The organism is Thiohalorhabdus sp. Cl-TMA (genome assembly GCF_041821045.1).
Taxonomy (GTDB): domain Bacteria; phylum Pseudomonadota; class Gammaproteobacteria; order Thiohalorhabdales; family Thiohalorhabdaceae; genus Thiohalorhabdus; species Thiohalorhabdus methylotropha.
The window spans coordinates 329,628-348,478 of record NZ_JBGUAW010000002.1; the positions used below are offsets into that span (position 1 = coordinate 329,628).

The 18,851-nt window shown below is 70.1% G+C and carries 19 protein-coding genes; 9 read left to right on the top strand and 10 right to left on the bottom strand.

Annotation, left to right across the window (positions count from 1 at the left end; translation table 11 throughout):
* Positions 1–22: 22 nt before the first annotated feature.
* Positions 23–208: a Lar family restriction alleviation protein gene (locus tag ACERLL_RS03890; protein WP_373654742.1), complete on the bottom strand. Its 186-nt coding sequence runs from the start codon at positions 206–208 to the stop codon at positions 23–25.
* A gap of 292 nt (positions 209–500) precedes the next feature.
* On the opposite strand from ACERLL_RS03890, the gene ppk1 reads away from it, so the two are divergent.
* Complete coding sequence (ppk1, locus tag ACERLL_RS03895; RefSeq protein WP_373654743.1) at positions 501–2,579, top strand: polyphosphate kinase 1; 2,079 nt, start codon at positions 501–503, stop codon at positions 2,577–2,579.
* 50 nt (positions 2,580–2,629) lie between these two features.
* Here ppk1 and ACERLL_RS03900 read toward each other — a convergent pair whose 3' ends face one another.
* From ACERLL_RS03900 to ACERLL_RS03915, 4 genes are all read right to left on the bottom strand, one after another.
* Positions 2,630–4,132 (bottom strand): Ppx/GppA phosphatase family protein, encoded by a 1,503-nt coding sequence (locus ACERLL_RS03900; protein ID WP_373654744.1) that lies wholly within the window; start codon positions 4,130–4,132, stop codon positions 2,630–2,632.
* A gap of 14 nt (positions 4,133–4,146) precedes the next feature.
* Complete coding sequence (locus tag ACERLL_RS03905; RefSeq protein WP_373654745.1) at positions 4,147–4,650, bottom strand: SixA phosphatase family protein; 504 nt, start codon at positions 4,648–4,650, stop codon at positions 4,147–4,149.
* 185 nt (positions 4,651–4,835) lie between these two features.
* Positions 4,836–5,837, bottom strand: coding sequence for a hypothetical protein (locus ACERLL_RS03910; protein WP_373654746.1), 1,002 nt, complete (start codon positions 5,835–5,837; stop codon positions 4,836–4,838).
* Positions 5,838–5,882: 45 nt separating this feature from the next.
* A complete protein-coding gene (locus ACERLL_RS03915; RefSeq protein WP_373654747.1) occupies positions 5,883–6,773 on the bottom strand; it encodes an NAD(P)-dependent oxidoreductase in 891 nt (296 codons plus the stop codon).
* 150 nt (positions 6,774–6,923) lie between these two features.
* On the opposite strand from ACERLL_RS03915, the gene ACERLL_RS03920 reads away from it, so the two are divergent.
* Together ACERLL_RS03920 and ACERLL_RS03925 are read left to right on the top strand one after the other, a co-directional pair.
* A complete protein-coding gene (locus ACERLL_RS03920; RefSeq protein ID WP_373654846.1) occupies positions 6,924–7,577 on the top strand; it encodes a YiaD family glycine zipper/OmpA-like lipoprotein in 654 nt (217 codons plus the stop codon).
* Between the two features lie 126 nt (positions 7,578–7,703).
* Positions 7,704–9,302: a methyl-accepting chemotaxis protein gene (locus ACERLL_RS03925; RefSeq protein WP_373654748.1), complete on the top strand. Its 1,599-nt coding sequence runs from the start codon at positions 7,704–7,706 to the stop codon at positions 9,300–9,302.
* Positions 9,303–9,312: 10 nt separating this feature from the next.
* Here ACERLL_RS03925 and ACERLL_RS03930 read toward each other — a convergent pair whose 3' ends face one another.
* Both ACERLL_RS03930 and ACERLL_RS03935 read right to left on the bottom strand, forming a co-directional pair.
* Positions 9,313–10,461, bottom strand: coding sequence for a bactofilin family protein (locus tag ACERLL_RS03930; RefSeq protein WP_373654749.1), 1,149 nt, complete (start codon positions 10,459–10,461; stop codon positions 9,313–9,315).
* Positions 10,462–10,534: 73 nt separating this feature from the next.
* On the bottom strand, positions 10,535–11,704 hold the full coding sequence (locus tag ACERLL_RS03935; RefSeq protein ID WP_373654847.1) for a pyridoxal phosphate-dependent aminotransferase: 1,170 nt from the start codon (positions 11,702–11,704) through the stop codon (positions 10,535–10,537).
* A 185-nt stretch (positions 11,705–11,889) separates the two neighbouring features.
* On the opposite strand from ACERLL_RS03935, the gene ACERLL_RS03940 reads away from it, so the two are divergent.
* The 5 genes from ACERLL_RS03940 to ACERLL_RS03960 all read left to right on the top strand — a co-directional run bounded on the left by ACERLL_RS03940 (position 11,890) and on the right by ACERLL_RS03960 (position 14,750).
* Positions 11,890–12,027, top strand: a complete 138-nt coding sequence (locus ACERLL_RS03940) for a hypothetical protein (RefSeq protein WP_373654750.1) — start codon at positions 11,890–11,892, stop codon at positions 12,025–12,027.
* A gap of 340 nt (positions 12,028–12,367) precedes the next feature.
* Entirely contained in the window at positions 12,368–12,553 is a 186-nt protein-coding gene (locus ACERLL_RS03945) for a hypothetical protein (protein WP_373654751.1), read from the top strand.
* A gap of 52 nt (positions 12,554–12,605) precedes the next feature.
* Complete coding sequence (locus tag ACERLL_RS03950) at positions 12,606–12,767, top strand: DUF1328 family protein (RefSeq protein WP_373654752.1); 162 nt, start codon at positions 12,606–12,608, stop codon at positions 12,765–12,767.
* Between the two features lie 97 nt (positions 12,768–12,864).
* A complete protein-coding gene (locus ACERLL_RS03955) occupies positions 12,865–13,320 on the top strand; it encodes an MgtC/SapB family protein (protein WP_373654753.1) in 456 nt (151 codons plus the stop codon).
* Positions 13,321–13,415: 95 nt separating this feature from the next.
* The gene (locus ACERLL_RS03960) at positions 13,416–14,750 is read left to right on the top strand and encodes a tRNA nucleotidyltransferase/poly(A) polymerase family protein (protein ID WP_373654754.1); all 1,335 of its coding nucleotides are present in this window, start codon (positions 13,416–13,418) and stop codon (positions 14,748–14,750) included.
* A gap of 67 nt (positions 14,751–14,817) precedes the next feature.
* On the opposite strand, the gene ACERLL_RS03965 is transcribed toward ACERLL_RS03960, so the two are convergent.
* From ACERLL_RS03965 to ACERLL_RS03975, 3 genes are read right to left on the bottom strand one after another with little or no spacing between them, the layout of a single operon-like run.
* Positions 14,818–15,426: a D-sedoheptulose-7-phosphate isomerase gene (locus ACERLL_RS03965; protein WP_373654755.1), complete on the bottom strand. Its 609-nt coding sequence runs from the start codon at positions 15,424–15,426 to the stop codon at positions 14,818–14,820.
* Position 15,427: 1 nt separating this feature from the next.
* Positions 15,428–15,802: a YraN family protein gene (locus ACERLL_RS03970; RefSeq protein ID WP_373654756.1), complete on the bottom strand. Its 375-nt coding sequence runs from the start codon at positions 15,800–15,802 to the stop codon at positions 15,428–15,430.
* Between the two features lie 38 nt (positions 15,803–15,840).
* Positions 15,841–17,766: a penicillin-binding protein activator gene (locus ACERLL_RS03975; RefSeq protein WP_373654757.1), complete on the bottom strand. Its 1,926-nt coding sequence runs from the start codon at positions 17,764–17,766 to the stop codon at positions 15,841–15,843.
* Between the two features lie 36 nt (positions 17,767–17,802).
* Between ACERLL_RS03975 and rsmI the strand changes: the two genes are divergently transcribed.
* Positions 17,803–18,663, top strand: a complete 861-nt coding sequence (gene rsmI / locus ACERLL_RS03980) for a 16S rRNA (cytidine(1402)-2'-O)-methyltransferase (RefSeq protein ID WP_373654758.1) — start codon at positions 17,803–17,805, stop codon at positions 18,661–18,663.
* Positions 18,664–18,851: the final 188 nt, after the last annotated feature.

Genomic DNA, 18,851 nt, shown 5'->3' on the forward strand with positions numbered 1-18,851 from the left:
CCTGTAGCGGCCTGGACCGGGCTCAATAGGGGTCTACTTCGACCACCCGGTGGTTCCATTCCTGCCGGGCTCCATCGTGACCCATGCCCATGGGACCGAAGGCGTCACAGGTCTCGCAGGCCACGGCGCAGAACCCCTCGTCGATGTCCAGGATCTCCAGGTCCGTGCCGCCGCAGAATGGGCAAGGCTTCAGGTCTTCGTCCATCATTCGGTCCTCCGAAGGGCAAAGGCCGCAAGTAGGGCGGCTGTATCGCGGAAGGCGGGCCGGATCTCCGCAGGGGAGCACGGCATGCTCCCGGAGCCCGGGGCCGCCGGGCATGCTTCCGGCTCGTGGGGCCGATGGCACATCCAAGGATGGGCGTTCGACTCGCCCCTATGATAGGAAAGACGGGGACTGGGCGCACTACAGTCCCGTACCGGCATAGATGGAATCGGGCGGCCGGTACCCGCCGCCCCGTTCCGCAAGCGCTCCTTCGTCCGATAGGAACCCCCGGATCCCCATGGATACCCCCGATCTCAAGCAGCCCCAATTCTACATCAATCGCCTGCTGTCGCTCCTGGCCTTCAACCGCCGGGTGCTGGAGCAGGCCAAGGACCCGGCCACGCCGCTGCTGGAGCGGCTAAAGTTCCTCTGCATCTCCTCCACCAACCTGGACGAATTCTTCGAGATCCGGGTTGCCGGGCTCAAGCAGCGCATCGAGCTGGGCGTGACCCAGGTGGGCCCCGACAACCGGACCCCGGCGGAGGTGATGGACGCCATCAGCAGCGAGGCCCACGAGCTGGTGGAGGAGCAGTACCGCGTCCTCAACGAGGTCCTGGTCCCCGCCCTGGAGGGCGAGGGGATCCGCTTCATCCGGCGCGGCTCCTGGACCGGGGAGCAGCGGTCCTGGCTCCACCGCTATTTCCGGGAGAAGCTGCTGCCGATCCTGTCGCCCCTGGGCCTGGATCCGGCTCACCCCTTCCCGCGCATCCTCAACAAGTCGCTGAACTTCATCGTCAGCCTGCAGGGCCGGGATGCCTTCGGCCGCAGCGGCGGCGTCGCCGTGGTGCAGGCGCCGCGGGCGCTGCCGCGGCTGATCCAGCTGCCCTCCGACGAGACGGGCAGCGGGGCCTACGACTTCGTCTTCCTGTCCTCCATCATCCACGCCTTCGTGGATGAGCTGTTCCCGGGCATGACCGTGACAGGCTGTTATCAGTTCCGGGTAACCCGGAATTCCGACCTGTTCGTGGACGAGGAGGAGATCGACGACCTGCGCCGGGCCCTGGAGGGCGAGCTGCCGCAGCGGCGCTACGGTGCCGGGGTGCGCCTGGAGGTGGCGGACAACTGTCCCGACGACATGGGCGATTACCTCCTGGAGGAGTTCCACCTGGGCCGCGAGGACTTCTATCGGGTCAACGGTCCGGTGAACCTCAATCGCCTGCTGGCCATTCCCGACCTGGTTAACCGTCCCGACCTCAAGTACACCGGGTTCACCCCGGGGCTGCCGCAGCCCATCGCCTACCAGCCGGATCTGTTCGCGGTCCTCCGCGAGCAGGACATCCTCCTGCACCACCCCTTCGAGTCCTTCACCCCGGTGGTGGACTTCCTCCGGCAGGCCGCCAAGGATCCCCACGTGCTGGCCATCAAGCAGACCCTCTACCGCACCGGGCCGGAATCCGCGGTGGTGGACGCCCTGGTGCAGGCCGCCCGGGCGGGCAAGGAGGTGACGGTGGTGGTGGAGCTGCGCGCCCGCTTCGACGAGGAGGCCAACATCGCCCTGGCCAACCGGCTCCAGGAGGCGGGCGCGCACGTTGTGTACGGCGTGGTGGGCTACAAGACCCACGCCAAGATGATCCTGGTGGTCCGCCGGGAAGGCGGGCGACTGCGCCAGTACGTGCACCTGGGTACGGGCAATTACCATCCACGCACCGCCCGGCTCTATACCGACTACGGCCTGTTCACCACCGATCCCGGCATCGGCGAGGACGTACACAAGGTTTTCCTGCAGCTCACCAGCCTGGGCCGGGCCTCCGACCTGCAGTCGCTGCTCCAGTCGCCGTTCACGCTGCACGATGCCATGCGCGAAAAAGTGCAGCGGGAACGGGACAACGCCGAGGCCGGGCAGCCGGGCCGCATTATCATCAAGGTCAACTCCCTGGTGGAGCCCAAGCTCATCCGCGACCTGTACGCCGCCTCCATGGCGGGGGTGCAGATCGACCTTGTGGTGCGCGGCATGTGCTGCTTGCGGCCCGGCGTGGAGGGGATCTCCGAGAACATCCGGGTGCGCTCGGTGGTAGGCCGGTTCCTGGAGCACACGCGCATCTACTACTTCGAGAACGGTGGCAGCCCGGAGCTGTACGGCTCCAGTGCCGACTGGATGGAACGGAACTTCTTTCGGCGGGTGGAGGTGGCTTTCCCCATCCGGGACCCGCGGCTCCGCATACGCCTCCTGCGCGAGCTCGACGCCTATCTGCGGGACAATACCCAGGCATGGCTGCTGGACAGCGACGGCCAGTACCGGCGGGCTGAGCCGGCGGCGGGCGAGGCGCCCTTTTCCGCCCAGCAGGCCCTGCTCGAGGAGCTCGCCGAAGAGATGTAGGCGGTAGCACACGGCGCCGGTCGGGGGGGGTGCCCGCCGGGCGAGCGGTGTCATTCGAGCTTGAGCGTGAAACCGGCGGCCTTCAGGAAATTCGCTTCCTCCTCCAGGTCCGCCCGGGTCAGGGGGTGCTCCTCCAGCCAGCCATCCGGAAAGGCGAGCCGCAGCTTGTCCTCGCGGGCGCGCAGCGTCATCTCCGGCAGAGGAACCGGGCGCCGGTTGCGGTGGAGCACCACCGAAAGCCGCAGGAGCACCGCAAGCCGCCGCGCGCTTGCGGACCACCGCTTGGGGAGCTCCTTGAAGGGGGCGGACGGGAACTTGCGGCGGTGGGAGCGGATTAGGGCGGACAAGAGGTCCTGCTCCTCGCGGGTGAAGCCCAGGATGTCGGCATTGTCCGCGATATAGGCGCCGTGCTTGTGGTAGCCGCTGTGGGCGATGTCCAGGCCGATCTCGTGGAGCCGGGCCGCCCAGCGGAGGTAGGGCCCGGACCATTCCGGGTCCATGTCCCAGTCCGGTCCGGCCTGCTCCAGGAGGTAGCGGGCGGTTTCCGCCACCCGATCCGCCTGGGCGGCATCCGCGTGATAGCGCTCGGCCAGGGCGGCCACGCTGGTCTCGCGAACGTCCTCGTGCCGGATCCGGCCCACCAGATCGTGCAGCAGGCCCTCGCGCAGGGCGCCCTCCGCGGCATCCATGCGCTCCATGCCCAGCTCCTCTAAGGCGGCCAGCAGGATCGCCACCCCGCCCACGAACACCGGGGCGCGGTCCGCACCCAGGCCCTTGAGGTCCACCTTGTCCACGTGCCCCGCCTTGATCAGCGCCTCCCGCAGCGTTTCCAGGCCGGACCGGGTGATGGCGCCCTCGGTCCAGCCGGCGGCGGCCAGCACCTTGGCCGCCGAGCGGATGGTGCCGGAGGCGCCCACAGCCTCCGCCCAGCCCAGCTCGCGGAAGGTTTCCCCGCAGGGCTCCAGCTCCTGGCGGGCGGCCGTCAGCGCGCTCTGGAAGCGCTTGGCGGTGATCCGTCCGTCGGGGAAGTGCTCCCGGGTCAGGGAAACGCAGCCCATGTACAGGCTTTCCATGCGTCGGGGCGTGAAGCCGTCGCCGACGATCAGCTCCGTGGAGCCCCCGCCGATGTCCATGACCAGCCGCCGGTCCTCGGGCGACACCGCGAGGCTGTGGGCCACCCCCAGATAGATCAGGCGCGCCTCCTCCATCCCGGAAACGATCTCCACCGGATGGCCGAGCGCTGATTCGGCCTGCTCCAGAAAGTCGTCGGCCCTGCGGACCCGGCGCAGGGTGTTGGTGCCGACGATCCGCACGCGGTCGTCGGGGAGGCCGCTCAGGCGCTGACCGAAGCGGGTGAGGCAGGCCAGGGCGTGCTCCCGCACCTCCGGATCCAGGGTGCGGTCGGGCCGGAGGCCGCCCGCCAGCCGCACCATCTCCTTGAGCCGGTCCATGACCTTGAGCTCTCCGGGGCTGAGCTGGGCGACGATCAGGTGGAAGCTGTTGGAGCCGAGGTCGACGGCGGCGACGGTCTGGGGAGCGTTCTCGGAGGACAAGGTTCCCTCGGGCGTTAGGGCTTTCCCGCCAGGGCCCGGGCCTGGGCGGTGGTGAGGGCCCAGTTGAGCCTGCCGGTGCCGGGCTCTGCGTTGTCGGGTACCGACAGCATACAGCATCCGCCCTTTTCGAAATGGAAAAAGGTCCAGTCCACGCCGGCCACGGACAGGCTCAGCAGGTGCCCGAGGTCGGGCTCGTGGCCCACCAGCACGATGATCTCGTTGGGCGGGGTCTGCCACAGCCATCCCAGCTGGTCCTGGGGGCGCCGTCCCGGGGCCAGGACGTCGGTGCGGATGAAGGCGGGGTCGTTGAAGACGCGGGCGATGGTCTGCGCGCTCTGAACCGCACGCTTCGCCGGGCTGGAAGCGATCAGGTGGACCCGGGAAACCTGGGTATGCAGGCCCCGGGCGACGGTCTCCACCTCGCGAACGCCCTCGGGAGTCAGCTCCCGGTTGGCGTCCGAGCCGTCGGCGGCCACGTCTTCGGCGGTTCCATGGCGGATGAGGATGACGGATTTCATGGCAGCTCCCCGGCGTTTGCAGGAAGGTCTATTCCGGCATTATGGGCGACCCCGGAGGCCTTAGAAATGCTGAATGCCTAGGGGTCCGCCCTCAGGACGCGGGGCGGCGCCCAAGGGAAGCCGGTCGGTGACCCTTTGCGTTCATGACCCGAGGCGCGGAAAAAGCGCGGTCGGTCTTCCGGCGGTCAGAGGGACAGGGTCAGGAGCAAAAAACCGCCGGTAATCGCGGCGAAGAAGCCCATCAACAGGGCCAGCCTGTAGTAGTGCCAGGCCACCTGCCGCATTCCTCCCCTGAAGACCATGAGCTCCGGGCAGTCGCGCCGGGCGGAGAAAAACTTCGCCGGCCACCCGGCGACCTCGCCGGTGAGCACTTTCAACGCGGCCAAGCGGTCATCGGAGGTGTGCGCGTTCCTCCCGCCCCGGCCCACGCCCAGGCGAATGCCATGAAGGGCGGCGGGGTCGGGATTCCGCCACCTGCTCAGGATCTGCTGGACTCCGGCATTCGACGCCCGTTCCTCGTCGTCGGCCACCGTCAAGGGGCCCATGACGATCGCGGTGCCCGGCTCCAGGCATTCCTCCACGACCCACACGAGGCCCTTGAGCTCGTGGCGCTCTACGAGCTCCCGCAGGTAGGCGGGTACCCGTCTGCCCCCCGTGAGCTTCCAGAGACCCGGCCAGAGTAGCCAAGCCTTCTTCCTGGATACGGGGATGGAGGCGGTGCCCAGGTCCACCAGGGCGCGGCCCGTTTCGTCCCCCAGCCAGGCGGGAATCTCGCTTTGGCCTACCCAGGAGGGAGCCGGGCCCCGACTGCTCGTGGATTCGTCGAATCGGACCCGCTCAATCTTCGCGTGGTACCAAAGGCAGGACCGCCCGCTGAAAGGGGCGGTAAGGGGGGCCTCCTGCAGCGGTTGCAGGACCCCTTGAATGCGCAGAATGCCTTCCTCCGCGTCATTGGCGGAGACGAGCCGCGCACCGCGGATGCCGCGCAGCTCCCGGAGCCAGTGGTAGATGAGATACAGGAAGACCAGGGTGGAGAGGCCGAATAGCGGCACCCCCAGATAGAAGACCCAGTCCCCATAGCCCTTCTCCGGGCTTTGCGCCCATGGGCATTTCCTCTCCAGAGGGTCCCTTGCTTGGGCCGCAAAGGATACCTGCTCGGCTTGCCGGATGCCATGACAGGCGGACAAGCTTCCCCGCCTACGAAGCGGGTCCGCGAGTGCTTTCCGGGAGGCTCAGTCCCGCACCTCCCGGCCCGTGAGCCGCTCCAGCACCCGGATGAGGGCCGCCATGTCCTCGTCGCCGTGCCCGAGGGCCCGGGCGGCGTTGACGCTCTCCCGGGTGGCCGCGGTCTGGGGCAGCGGCAGGCGCACCTTGCCGGCCGTGTCCGACACCAGGTCCAGGTCCTTGGAGAGCAGGTCCATGGGAAACTGCTTGGCGAAGTCGCCCGACAGGATATTATTCCCCTTCATCTGGAACAGGGGCGCCCCCAGTGGGCCGCCCCCGATGGCCGCCAGCACCTGCTGCGGATCGAGCTCCAGGGCCCGGCCCAGGCTCATTCCCTCGGCGAGGCTCTGCATGAGGTTGCCCAGCATGAGGTTGATCACCAGCTTCATGTGCGTGCCCTGGGGGATGTCCCCGCAATGCACCACCGTCTTGCCCATGGTCTCCAGGAGTGGGCGGACCCGCTCCAGGTCCTCCGCCAGGCCGCCCGCCAGCACCACCAGGCTGCCGTCCTCCGCAGGCTTCACCGTCCCGGAAACGGGCGCGTCGATGAAGCGCCCGCCCTCGGCGTGCACCGCCTCGGCGGCGTCCCGGGTGGCCTCCGGGGAGACGGTGCTCATGTTGATCACCGTCTTGCCGCGCCCGAGGCCCGCCAGGACGCCCACGTCGCCGTAGAGCACTCCGGCCAGTGCTTCCGGGTCGGTGACCATGAGGATCACCACCTCCGAGTCGGCGGTCAGCAGGGCAGGGGTGCTGTAGGCCGTGGCGCCGCCTTCGGCGAAGGGCCGGGTCTTCGCCGGGGAGCGATTGAAAACCCCCAGCTCGTAGCCGCCCCGGAAAACGTTCCAGGCCATGGGCGTCCCCATGGCGCCCAGCCCGATAAAGCCTACGCGCTCAATCACTTTTCCCTCCTGCGTGAGGTGTTGCACTTACGATGATAGTAACGTTCCGGAGGGGGCGGAGCGCAGGGTCCGCACGCCCGGGAAACCCCTGTTACGTTGCCAGGAGAGCCCCATGCGTGCACGCAGAGAGGAGTGACGCCGATGCCGCGGATCCGCAAGCTTACCGCTCTGGGCCTGGTTGCCGCCCTGTTCCTGACCTCGTGTACCACCACCAATCCCTATACCGGGGAGGAAGAGACCAGCAAGGCCACCAAGGGGGCCGCCATCGGGGCCGCCACCGGTGCCGTGGCCGGGCTCATCACCGGCGGCCACGGCGCCAAGCGGGCCCTGATCGGCGCCGGGATCGGCGCCCTGGCAGGCGGCGCCGTGGGGGGCTACATGGACCAGCAGGAGGCCGAGCTCCGCAAGGAGCTGCAGGGCACCGGGGTCGGCGTAACCCGCCAGGGCGACCGGCTCGTCCTCGACATGCCGAGCAACGTGACCTTCCAGCACGACAGCGCGGACCTGAATGCTCGCTTTTTCGACGTCCTGAACAACGTGGCCAAGGTCCTGCAGGAGTACGAGAAGACGGTCATCCATGTGGCGGGGTACACGGACAGCACGGGCTCCGAGGGCTACAACCAGCGCCTATCCGAGCGCCGCGCGGAGGCGGTGGCCTCCTACCTGCGCGCACAGGGGATCCTGGAGGAGCGCATCGTCACCCGAGGGTACGGGGAGACCCATTTCGTCGCCGACAACTCCACCCCCCAGGGCCGGGCGCAGAACCGCCGGGTAGAGCTGACGCTGGAGCCCGTGACGCGCTAAGACCCCGGCGCGCCAGCCTTTTCCCCCCGGGCCGTCGCGCCCGGGTCACGAAAATGTCATACGCGGTGCCTATAAATACCTCGGCGCACGGAGCCCCCTGGGGGCCACTCCCACGCCGAGGTAGCAATGAAAATCCTGCAGTCCCTCCGCGACCTGAGCATCGGCCGCAAGATCGGCGGCCTGGTGCTGTTCCTAACGCTCATCACCGCCATTATCGGCGGCGTGGGCCTCGACCGCATGCAGGCGGTCGGCGGCCGGCTGAACGATCTGGTGGAGGGGGGACTGCCCCTGACCACGGCCCTGCGCCGCGCCGAGGTGGGCCACCTGGAGCAGGGCGTTCTGCTGGAGCGGGCCCTGCGCCTGCCCTATATGCTCATCTCTGGAAAGAAGGAGCGCCTGGCGGCCATCCGGGAAGATTTCGAGGTGGCCGGTGACCGCGCCCGCGCGGCGCTGCGGGACGGCCGGGCCTATCTGGATGCCCTGGATGCCCCCAAGGCCGCCAAGCTCCGGAAGTCCCTGACGAACATCGAGGATCTGCTGGACGCCTATGCGGAGAAGGCGCGGCGGGTTTTCGACGTGATCCGGGAAACCAGCAGCCCTCAGCTCGCCCGCAAGGAGGTGCCGGCGGTCCGCGAGGCGGACGCCGCGCTCGGCAAGGCGCTGGATGGCCTGGTGGAAGAGATCGGCGCCTTCACCCGGGGTACGGCGGAGGAGACGGCCGCCCTCAAGCGCAGCGGCCTTGCCGTTATCGCCGGGGTGGCGGTGGTGGGTCTGGGCGCGGCGCTGGTGTTCGGCCTGTGGCTGGCCCTGGGCGTTTCGCGGCCGCTGCGGCAGGCCCACGAGACCATCACCGAGGTGGCCCGCAGCGGTGATCTGAGCCTGCGCCTGCCGGTGCGTGGCCGGGACGAGATAGGGCGGCTGGCCGCCGACTTCAACCGCCTGGTCGAGGAGTTTCAGGCCTTCGTGGCCAAGGTGGGCGGCAAGACCGGCCAGCTCGCCGGGGCCAGCGAGCAGCTCGAGGAAACGGCGGAGGAGATCGCCGGCAACGCCCAGAGCTCCAGCGCCAATGCGGACCATGTGAGCGGCAACGCCCGCGAGGTGAACGGCGTGGTCCAGGAAGTGGCCCGTGAGATCAGCTCGGTATCGGAATCCGCCGAGGAGACCGCCGCCACCACCCGCGAGGGCCGTGAAACCCTGCAGGAGGCCGGCCGGCAGCTGGAGCGCCTGCGCGGCTCCACCAGCCGCGTGGAGGAGATCAACGCCTCCATCGCCGCCATCGCCAAGCAGACCGACTTGCTGGCCCTCAACGCGGCCATCGAGGCGGCCAATGCGGGCGAGGCCGGCAAGGGCTTCGCGGTGGTGGCCGACGAGGTGCGCAAGCTGGCCGAGCACACCGCGCAGGCCACTGGCCAAGTGCGGGAGATCGTGCACGAGCTGGAGGCGCAGTCGGAAACCTCCACCCGGACCATGGAGCAGGTGCAGGGGGTCATGGACCGCGTTCAGGGCGCCGTGGAGCATACCCGGGAGTCGGCCAACCGCATCGCCGCCAGCGCCGAGGAGCTGGCGGCCACCATGGGGGAGACCACCGAGAACATGGCGGAGATCAATGCCGGGGTGGAATCGGTGGCGGGCAGCGTGGACCGCATCCAGGAGGCCACCGGGGAGCTGGGCGGCCTGTCCCAGGAGCTGCGCGCATCCATACGCCGCTTCCAGGCCGCCGCCTGAGCACCGCGGCTCAGGCGGGCGCCCCGGCGCCCCCCTGCATCCCGTCGCGGTAGGCCCGGAAGGCGAGCCACTGCAGGCCGCCCAGACCCAGCAACAGGAGCAGAATGGCCGTTGCCGGACCGAGGTAGGGAATCCATTGCAGGACCGCCACCAGGACCACGGCTCCGGCGAGGGCCAGCGACCGGCGGAGCCGCGTGGACCGGGCGCCGAACAGGCGTAGCCCGCCTTCCCCAGCCAGGAACAGCCCCGCCAGCGCGCCCAGAAGCAATCCCACCATATACAGGGCCAGCAGGGTGAGTGCTAGCAAGTAGCCCACGCCGGTGGCCAGGAGCATGGCGGCCACCACCGGCGTGGTGGCCAGGCCCGCCAGCCCCAGTGCCAGGGAGGCCCAGGGCCGGCGCAGGGCGGCGTCCGCCGCAGCCACTGCGGCGCCGGGGAACAGCAGGAAGCCCACGATTCCGGTGACCGCCAGGCTGACGAGGAAGAACAGCGTGGCGCCCCAGCCGCCGTCCCCCCGCTTCGGAGGGACCGTCCCGGGGTCTTCCGCGGGCCGCTGTATGACCCGCCCGCCGATCCCACTCTCGGGAGCTACCCGTGGCTGCCCGGGACCGGTCCAGATCAGGTCCCCCGAGATCCGGGCCCGGGGGCCGATACGGACCTCCTCGGCCCGGACGTAGGCGTCGCCGCCCACCCGGCCGTTTATGGCCACTTCCTCCGCATAGGCGCGGAAGGTCCCGCGCACCTCCCCATCGAGGCGGACCCGGCCTGCCGCCGTCCAGAGCCAGTCCTCCACGCGGCCCGCGGGCTCCAGGGTGATCTCCTCCGCCGCCGCCACCACGTGGCCGCCCACCGGTGCATCCAGGTGGATCCGACGGGCCGCGGCGCGCACGTCGTCACCCACTTCCGTGGTGATCCGGAGGGTCTCCCCGGCCGCGATCAGATCGGCGGCGATCGGCCCGTGGACGGTGATGTGCTGTCCCGCTGCCGCCACGTCGCCCCGCACCGGGGCGAGGACCTCCAGCACCCGTCCCGCCAGGTAGAGGTCCCGGTCGGCGGGCTCCTGGATGGTGACGGTCTCCCCCGCCCACTGCGCCGCCAGCGGGCCCATGCCGACCAGGAGCAGGAGGCCGAGCAGCGCGGGAATGCCGCGGCTTACCATGGTGGGCTCCGTTGGGTGCGAGCGGGGACCTCCCAACCTAGCGGGCCGGTATGGGACGCCACAAGCGGGCCCGTCAGGTCCGGAGGAAGCGGTCCAGGCGCTCCACGCCCTCGGCGAGGCGGTCCAGCCGGGTGGTGTAGGCGAACCGCACATGGGCGTCGGGTCGGTGGGCGCCGAAATCGATTCCCGGGGTGATGGCCACGCCCGCCCGATCCAAAAGGTCGCCCGCGAAGGCGAAGCTGTCGTCGGTGAAGGCGCTGCAGTCGGCGTACAGGTAGAAGGCACCGCGCGGCGCACCAGGGAGCCGGAAGCCCAGCTCGCGCAGCGCGGGCAGCAGGAAATCGCGGCGCTCCCGGAAGGCGTCCCGGCGCTCCTCCAGGATCTCCCCGGTCTCGGGAGAGAAGGCCGCCAGCGCGGCGTGCTGGGCGGGGGTGGAAGCGGACAGGAAGATGTTGCCCGCCAGCTTGTCGAGCGCGCGGACGTATTCCTCCGGCGCCACGATCCAGCCGAGGCGCCAGCCGGTCATGCCGAAATACTTGGAGAAGCTGTTGATGACGAAGGCCTCGTCGGTCACCGACAGGGCCGTGGGCGCGTGCCCGTCGTACACCAGTCCCTGGTAGATCTCGTCAGCCACCAGGACGCCGCCCCGCTCCCGCGCCGCAGCGCTCAGCGCCTCCAGGGACGCAGCCTCCACCACGGTGCCGGTGGGGTTGGACGGGGAGGCCGCCATGGCCGCCACCGTGCGCGCGTCCCAGGCCTCCTCCAGGTGGCGGGCTACCAGCTGGTAGTCGGTCTCCGGGCCCACCGGTACCCCCAGTCCCTCCCCCTCGAATTGGCGGACGAAATGGCGGTTGCAGGGGTAGCCGGGATCGGGCAGGAGCACCCGGTCGCCCGGATTGAGGAGCACGCCCATGATGAGCTGCAGCGCTCCCGAGGCTCCCGGCGTGATCACGATGCGGGCCGGATCCACGCTGACGCCGTGGTGCCGTTCGTAGAAGCCGGCGATGGCCTCGCGCAGGGCCGGCAGCCCGGTGGCGGGCGTGTACCGGGTATGGCCCGCCCGCAGGGCTTCCATGCCTGCCTGGAGGACCGGTTCCGGGGTGGGGAAGTCGGGCTCGCCTACCTCCATGTGCACGATGTCGTGGCCGGCCTCCTCCAGGGCCCGCGCGCGGGCCAGGAGATCCATGACATGGAAGGGGGCGATATCCCCCATGCGTCGCGCCGTGGGGAAGGACTTGTTCATGGCCGCCAAGGGTAGCACGAGGCCTCGCCCGGTGGGGGAGCGGCCGTCGTTCCGGCGGGACCGGCCCCGCGAGCCGCGCTACTAGGGTCCGCCCCCATAGGCAGCCGTGCGGGAAGGGCCCAGAAATGGACAGGATGCGAACCGACTATTCACGAGTCACCGAGCCCGGTGTAGGAGAATCCGACATGACGAAGGCGATATCCGTTCGGTTCCTTGCCCTGTTGTTCGCCGCCCTGCTGGCGCTGACCGCCTGCGAAGGGGAGGGTCCGGCCGAAGAGGCCGGCGAGAAGGCTGACGAGGCCGCCGAGGAAGCAACCGATTGAGGGTGGAGCGGCCGCTTCCCCGGCCAGCCCCTGTCCGCCGGTGGGACTTTTTTGCGGAGAATGCGGTCCTTTCCCGTGCTGCGGCATCCGGTGTGAATTGACGCAGCGAACGTGGTGAAACGGGCGTCTTCCCGGGAGCCTTCACGGGAAAAAGGACAAATGCCCGGGTTTCCGGTTCTCCCCGGTATTCAGGAGATTGAATGGGTTCTGGGCGGGCTGCGGGGGGTAGAGCGCTGCGTCGGGGGTGGCCCCCATTGGCAGGGCGCGGCGAATTGCTCAGAAATGGAAATGGAGGCCGTTGGCCCGATTTCTTTCGGAGCTCTCAGCGAAGGAGCATTTCATGGACATAAGGCGCTCTTCCCTCTGGTTTCCGCTGCTGTTCGTGGGCTTTCTCGGCATGACCGCCTGCGATGGCGGCGGTGGCGGTCAGCAAGGCGGCGGACAGGAGCAGCAGGGCGGCCAGCAGCAAGATGGCGGCCAGAATCAACAGGACGGTCAGCAAGACCAGGGGGGTGGCGGCATGTAGCCGGGCCCGGGGCGCGGTGGGCGAGGACGCTTCGCATTATGACGGGTAAGGAATGCTTTCCTGGGCCTTGATCTTCCTGGTGGTCGCCCTGGTGGCGGCGGCCCTGGGGTTCGGTGGGGTCGCGGGCACCGCGGCCTGGATCGCCCAGGTTCTATTCGTCGTATTCCTGGTGCTCTTCGTGCTCTCGCTGCTCTTCGGGAGGCGTGGCTCCTGAGCGGGGCCGGGGGCCTGTCCGGCCATCCGGCCTCCAAACGGGACGCCCAAAGCCCACCCCGCGAAGCACGGGGTCGCCGGTCGGAGGACCGGTTGCCGTGCCTGAGCTTTGGCCACAGATCGACTGGCTCCGCATCCTTTCCAACCTGATTCAGCTCGCCATCGCCTACCTCCTGGCCATCCCGGTCGGCTGGGACCGGGAGCGCGAGGCCCGTGGGGCGGGGCTGCGCACTTTTCCGCTGGTGGCCGTGGGAAGCTGCGGGTTTCTGCTCCTGGGGCTGGAAACCCTGGGCACGGCCCCGGAGCCCCAGGCGCGGGTTCTGTACGGCCTCATAACCGGTATCGGATTCATCGGCGGCGGCGCCATCCTAAAGCAGGAGGGCGGGGTGCGCGGCATGTCCACCGCGGCGAGCATCTGGATCACTGGCGCCGTTGGCGCGGCCGTGGCCTGGGGGCAATACGAGATCGCCATCACCCTGAGCCTTGTCACTTTTCTCACCCTGTATTTCGTGGCTTCCCTCAAGCGGATGGTGCACAAGGGCCCCGGCGACTAATCGCCGCCGGCCGCCCCGCCCATCCGGGCCCGCTTGTTCCCCGCGGGCGCTCCCCGCAGTATGTAGGCATCATGAGCGTGGAGGGAGGCCGGCGGATGCCGGGATTTGCCGAACAATTCGCCGAGGCGGTGCATGGCGCCGGGGGCCGGGCCCTGGAGGCGGGCGGCGCGGTGCGGGACCGGCTCCTGAGCAGGCCGCATCGCGACGTGGACCTGGAGGTATACGGCCTGGAGGCCCCGGAGCTGGAGGCGGTGATCGCCCGGTTCGGCCGGGTCCGACGGGTCGGGGCGCGTCTCGGGGTATATGTCCTCAAGGGGGTGGAGGTCGCCCTTCCCCAGGGGCCCGACGGGGTGGAGGATCCGCGGCTGACTCCCGAGCGGGCCGCCCGCCGGCGGGACCTAACTATCAACGCTCTGCTCCGCGACCCCCGCACCGGGGAGATCCTGGACTTCCACCACGGCCGGGAGGACCTCGCCCGGCGCCGCCTGCGGCACGTGGATCCCGACACCTTCGCCGAGGATCCCCTGCGGGTGCTGCGCGTGGCGCGTCTGCACGCGGAGCTGGGGTTCCGCATCGATCCCGCCACGGCGGCCCTGTGCCGGCGCCTCTCCCTTCATGGCGTGGCCTGGGAGCGCATCGGTCAGGAGCTGGAGCGCTGGCTGCTGGGGGCGTCCCGCCCCGGGCGGGGTATGGACGGGCTCCTGTACACGGGCGCGGAGCGGCATTTCCCCTTCCTGGCCGCCCTGCTGGGCTGTCCGGTTGCCGGTACGGGTGCCGGGGCCGATGCCTGGGCCCGCACACGGGCGGTTCTGGATGCCGCCGCGCGCCGGCGGGTGGAGGAGCGCGAGCGCGACTGGCCGCTCATGCTCGCCGCGCTTCTCCAAAGCCTGGGGCGTCCGGATGCCACCTTCCGGCATCCCGGCCGGGCGCCGACCGCGCCGGGGCACGCCGCGGTGGCGGCCGGCAAGGCGGCGCTATGGCTGCGGGGTGTGGACCGCGGCCAGCGGCGGGCCCGGACGGTGCGCGCCCTGCTCCGCGAGCAGGGCGCGGTGAATGCCCTGGCCGCCGCCCGGGCGGGCCGCCCGGACTACCGGCGGCTGGCCTGCCGGGTGGATACGGACCTGCTGCTGCGGCTGGCGGAGGCGCTGCACGAGGCGGAAGCGCCGGGGAGCAGTGGTTACCCGGCGGGCGAGCAGGCCCGCGCCATTTGGTCCGCTGAGGGGCTTCTGGGACGGGCCCCGGAGCCGCTGCTCGCGGGCCGCGACCTGCAGGCACTGGGTGTACCCGCGGGGCCGGGCCTGGGGAGGTGGCTGGAGACGGCCTTCGAGGCCCAGCTCGATGGGCAATTCGCCAGCCGGGAGGCGGGGCTGGCGTGGCTCCGGGATCGGCTGGAGGAGGGCGGACCGCCGGAGCGGCCGTCGGAAGCGTAATGCGCGGCTCCGGAGGGAGAGGCCGGTCCCGGCTCCTCCACCGCCGATCGGAGCGCCCTGAGGCCTCCTACCCGCTGCCGAACAGCTCCTGGTCTACCAGCATGCAGAGCCCGTGCAGGATCAGGATGTGCACCTCCTGGATGCGTGCCGTGGTGCGCGAATCCACGCGTAGTACCAGGTCCTCGCCGGGGCGCGCCAAGTCGGCGAGCTCGCCGCCGTCCGCGCCGGTGAGGACAAGCAGCCGCAGGCCACGCTGGAAGGCCGCTTCCGCGGCCTGGAGGACGTTGGCGGACTGGCCGCTGGTGGAGATCACCAGGAGCAGGTCGCCGGACTGGCCCAGGGCCTGGACCTCCTTGGCGTAGATCTCCTCGAAGGAATAGTCGTTGGCCGCGGCGGTGACCGTAACCGGGTTGGTGCCCAGGGCGATGGCGGGCAGGGGCGGCCGCTCGATCTCGAAGCGGTTCACAAGCTCGCCCACGAAATGCTGGGCGTCCCCGGCGGAGCCGCCGTTGCCGCAGGCGAGGACCTTGTTGCCGCCGAGCAGGGTCTCCCGGATCAGCTTCGCCGCCTCCACGATGGAGGGGGCGAGCTCCTCCCCCATGCGCTGCTTGAGCTCCGCGCTCTCGTTGAACAGGCCTTGGATGCGCGTGGCCGGGTCTTGTCCGTACTGCTCCATTTCAGCTCCAGGTTGCGTCCGGGCGGAAGGCGTCGCGGATCCAGCGCAGCTCCCGGCCATGCAGGGCTACCACGTCGAAGCGGCAGAAGCGCGCGGCATGCTCGGGATGGATGGCCAGGAAGGCGCGAGCCGCCTGGATGATGCGTTTTTGCTTGCGGGGGCCCACCGTTTCCTCGGCGGTGCCGTAGGCGCTGTCGGCGCGGGCACGCACCTCGGTGAATACCAGCACCTCGCCGTCCAGGGTCACCAGGTCCACCTCGCCGCCCTTGGCGTGGAAATTCCGCGCCACGAAGTGGTGCTTGCCCCTGCGCTGCAGGTGCTTGAGAGCCTGCCGCTCGGCGGCGTCGCCGGTACGCTGGGCGGAGGTGCGGGCCATGGGGCACAAGCTCCGGGCGGCGGCCGCCTGAACCGCGCCTAGTTGCCGGGCGTGAGCATGCCGGGAAGCGGCATGATGCGGCCATGCCGGTACTCGGCCCACTGCAGGCGCCGTTTGATGCGGCCGTCGGCGTCCGCCGCCAGCCGACCGGTGCCGCCCTCCAGGCGGATATTCCTTAGCGCCACGTCCATGGGATCGTCCAGAAGCAGGGATCGGCGCCAAGCGCCCACCACCAGCGAATAGGCATCATAGCCCAGGGCGTTCAGGCGCTCCAGGCTGGCCTGCTGACGCGGATAGCTCTCCGCGAGCTTCCGGGCCGCCTTTCGGTGCTGCGGATGGGGCTCCAGGAACCACGGAAGCTGCTGGAAGTGGATGCCGTCCATGTCGCGCCGGTCCGAGCGCGAGTCCCCGGGGCTGTGGACATGGCTGGTGGCCAGGACCGGTAGGCCCCCGGCGGCGTAAAACTCCAGCTGGGGCTTGATCAGCCGGGCGTTCAGGGTCTCCGAGGCCAGGAACAGGAAGTCCAGATCCTCGCGGCGCGGCGGTGTGGAGTACTCGGGAAGGTCCACCTTCAGGGTGTCCTCGAGCCGGCGCCGGCGCTGCGTGACCTTGTCCAGGGCGAGCAGGGCCTTCAGGGTGGTCGAGTGGTCCGACTGGTCGGGGTTGAACATCTCGATGGCCCGGGTCTCGCCGCCCAGCTCCTGCCAGCGCTCCTGGAAGGCGCCCACCATGCGCCGCCCCCACTGGGTCTGCGGGAACAGGATGCCGGCCTGGCGATACCCGGCCTGGTAGGCGTGCTCGGCGGCCTGCCGGGCCTCCGTCTCCGGGTCCAGCCCGAGCTGGAACACCCGGGAGCCCGCCTTGGCCCAGTTCTCGGTGGTATTCAGCACCAGCGCGGGCGGCAGCTCCGAACCGCGGCGGGTTTGTTGCACGTAGGCGCGCACCGCCGGCTGCGTGAGGGGTCCGATGAGCGCCGCATAATTCCCCGCGTAGACCTTCTCCAGGGCCCGTTCGAGGCCCTCGGGACTGGCACCCGTATTGAGCAGCTCGACGCGGATGTCGGCGCCGCGGTCGGTCTGATAGTAGGCGGCGAGCATGCCGTGCAGGATGGCCTCCGCCAGCCGCCCATAGCGGGATTCCAGGGGAAGCAGCACGGCGATCCGGAGCGGGGCTTCCTGGACCCGCTCCAGGCGGTCGCGCACAATACCCGCCAGCGGGTGCTCCGGGTACTGCTCCAGCCAGCGCCGCAGATCCCCACCGGTCTTCTCCAGGGGCTGACGGGTGGCGCGGCGCATGAGCCGCTCGAAGCGGAGGTACCCGCTCGGGAATTCCTCGCCCACCCGCTCGATCCGCTTGCTCAGTACCTGCTCCGGCATGGATTCGAGGAGGTAGCGCACGCGGGCGATGTTCGAATGCCGAGCTTTCTCCCCGCTCAGGATGCGGTGCCGCTGCACCAGGGCGTCGAAGGCCGTCCCTGGCCGCCCCTGGGCCAGCTCCAGCTGGGCGAGGTAGTCGAGCACCTCCTCCTGCAGGCGGGCGGAGAGGGTGTCCACATCCCCCCGCTGTCCGTTCAGGCGCTCCAGGATGCGCCGGGCGGTGTCGAAGCGCTGGTGGCGCATGTGGATGCGCGCGCGCAGCAGGGCCGCCCGGTTGGCCTGTGCGGTCCCCGCGAGTCGCTCCAGCACCTCTAGGGCATCCACGTCCCTTCCGGCAAGGGCCAGGGCCCGGGCCTGGCGGAACCGGAACCGCGAGGCCTCCTCGCCCCGGGCCTCTTCCGCGCGCTGGGCATACGCCTCGGCGGCCTGCCCGTAGGCGCCGGCCTGCTCCATGCCTTCGGGCGTGGTGGCCGGCGCCTCGGCGGAGGGCCGCTCCGGCGAGGGCCCGGGTCCGGGGGCACAGCCGCCGGCCGCCAGCGCGGCGGCGGTGAGCAGAAAGGCGGGGCGCAGCGGGCGTGGAAGTGGCAAGCGGATGATCCCTTTTTTCCGAATCAGGCGAGCGCGATGCAGCAATTCGAGACGGGTATTTTATACGTGGTCGGGACCCCCATCGGCAACCGCGGTGATTGCACGCCGCGCGCCCTGGAGACCCTGGGGTCGGTAGCGGCGATTGTAGCGGAGGATACCCGGCATGTGCAGCGCCTGCTCGCGGATACCCCGGTGCGCGGCGACCGGGTGTCCCTGAACGCGCACAACGAGGAGGATCGCATCCCGCGGCTTCTGGAGCGTCTTTCCGGCGGGGAGGATCTGGCCCTGGTGAGCGACGCCGGGGTGCCGGCCATCTCCGATCCCGGGGGGCGGCTCGTGGCCGCGGCCCACGGAGCCGGGATACCCGTCCGCGCCGTGCCCGGACCGAGTGCCGTCACCGCCGCCCTGTCCGTGGCCGGATTCGCCGCCAACCGGTTCGCCTTCGAGGGCTTTCTGCCCACCAAGGGCGAGGCGCGCAGATCCCGCCTGCGGGAGATCGCCCGCGATCCCCGCACGGTGGTGCTGTTCGAGTCGCCGCGCCGCATCGCCGGGCTGCTCGACGATCTGGAGGCGGCGTGCGGGTCCGAACGGGAGGCGGTGGTGACCCGGGAGCTGACCAAGCGTTTCGAGACCAATCGGCGCGGCCCCCTCCGGGAGCTGGCCGGCCACTTCACCGGTCACGACGAGGAGCAGCGCGGGGAATTCACTGTGTGCGTGGCCGGGGCGCCGGAGGAGCAGCCCGGGGACGGCTCCGCCACGGTGGAGGCGGACAAGGTGCTGGAGGCGCTGCTGGCGGAGCTGTCGCCGAGCCGCGCCGCCAAGGTGGCCGCCCGCATCACCGGCCGGCCCAAGAACGCCCTGTACCAGCGGGCCATGGAGCTGGACGGGAAGGAATGAGGGGTCGAGTACCTGTAGGAGCCGTTTCCAGACCGCGACTTTCTATTTGGCAGGTCGCGAGCTGGAGCTCACTCCTACCCCTCTGATTCGGCCTTCCGTAGGCGCGACGGCCCCCGTCGCGACGACTTTGGTGGTCCCTACACGCAAAAAGGCGGCCCGGCGGGGCCGCCTTTTCTGTTCGGGCTTCT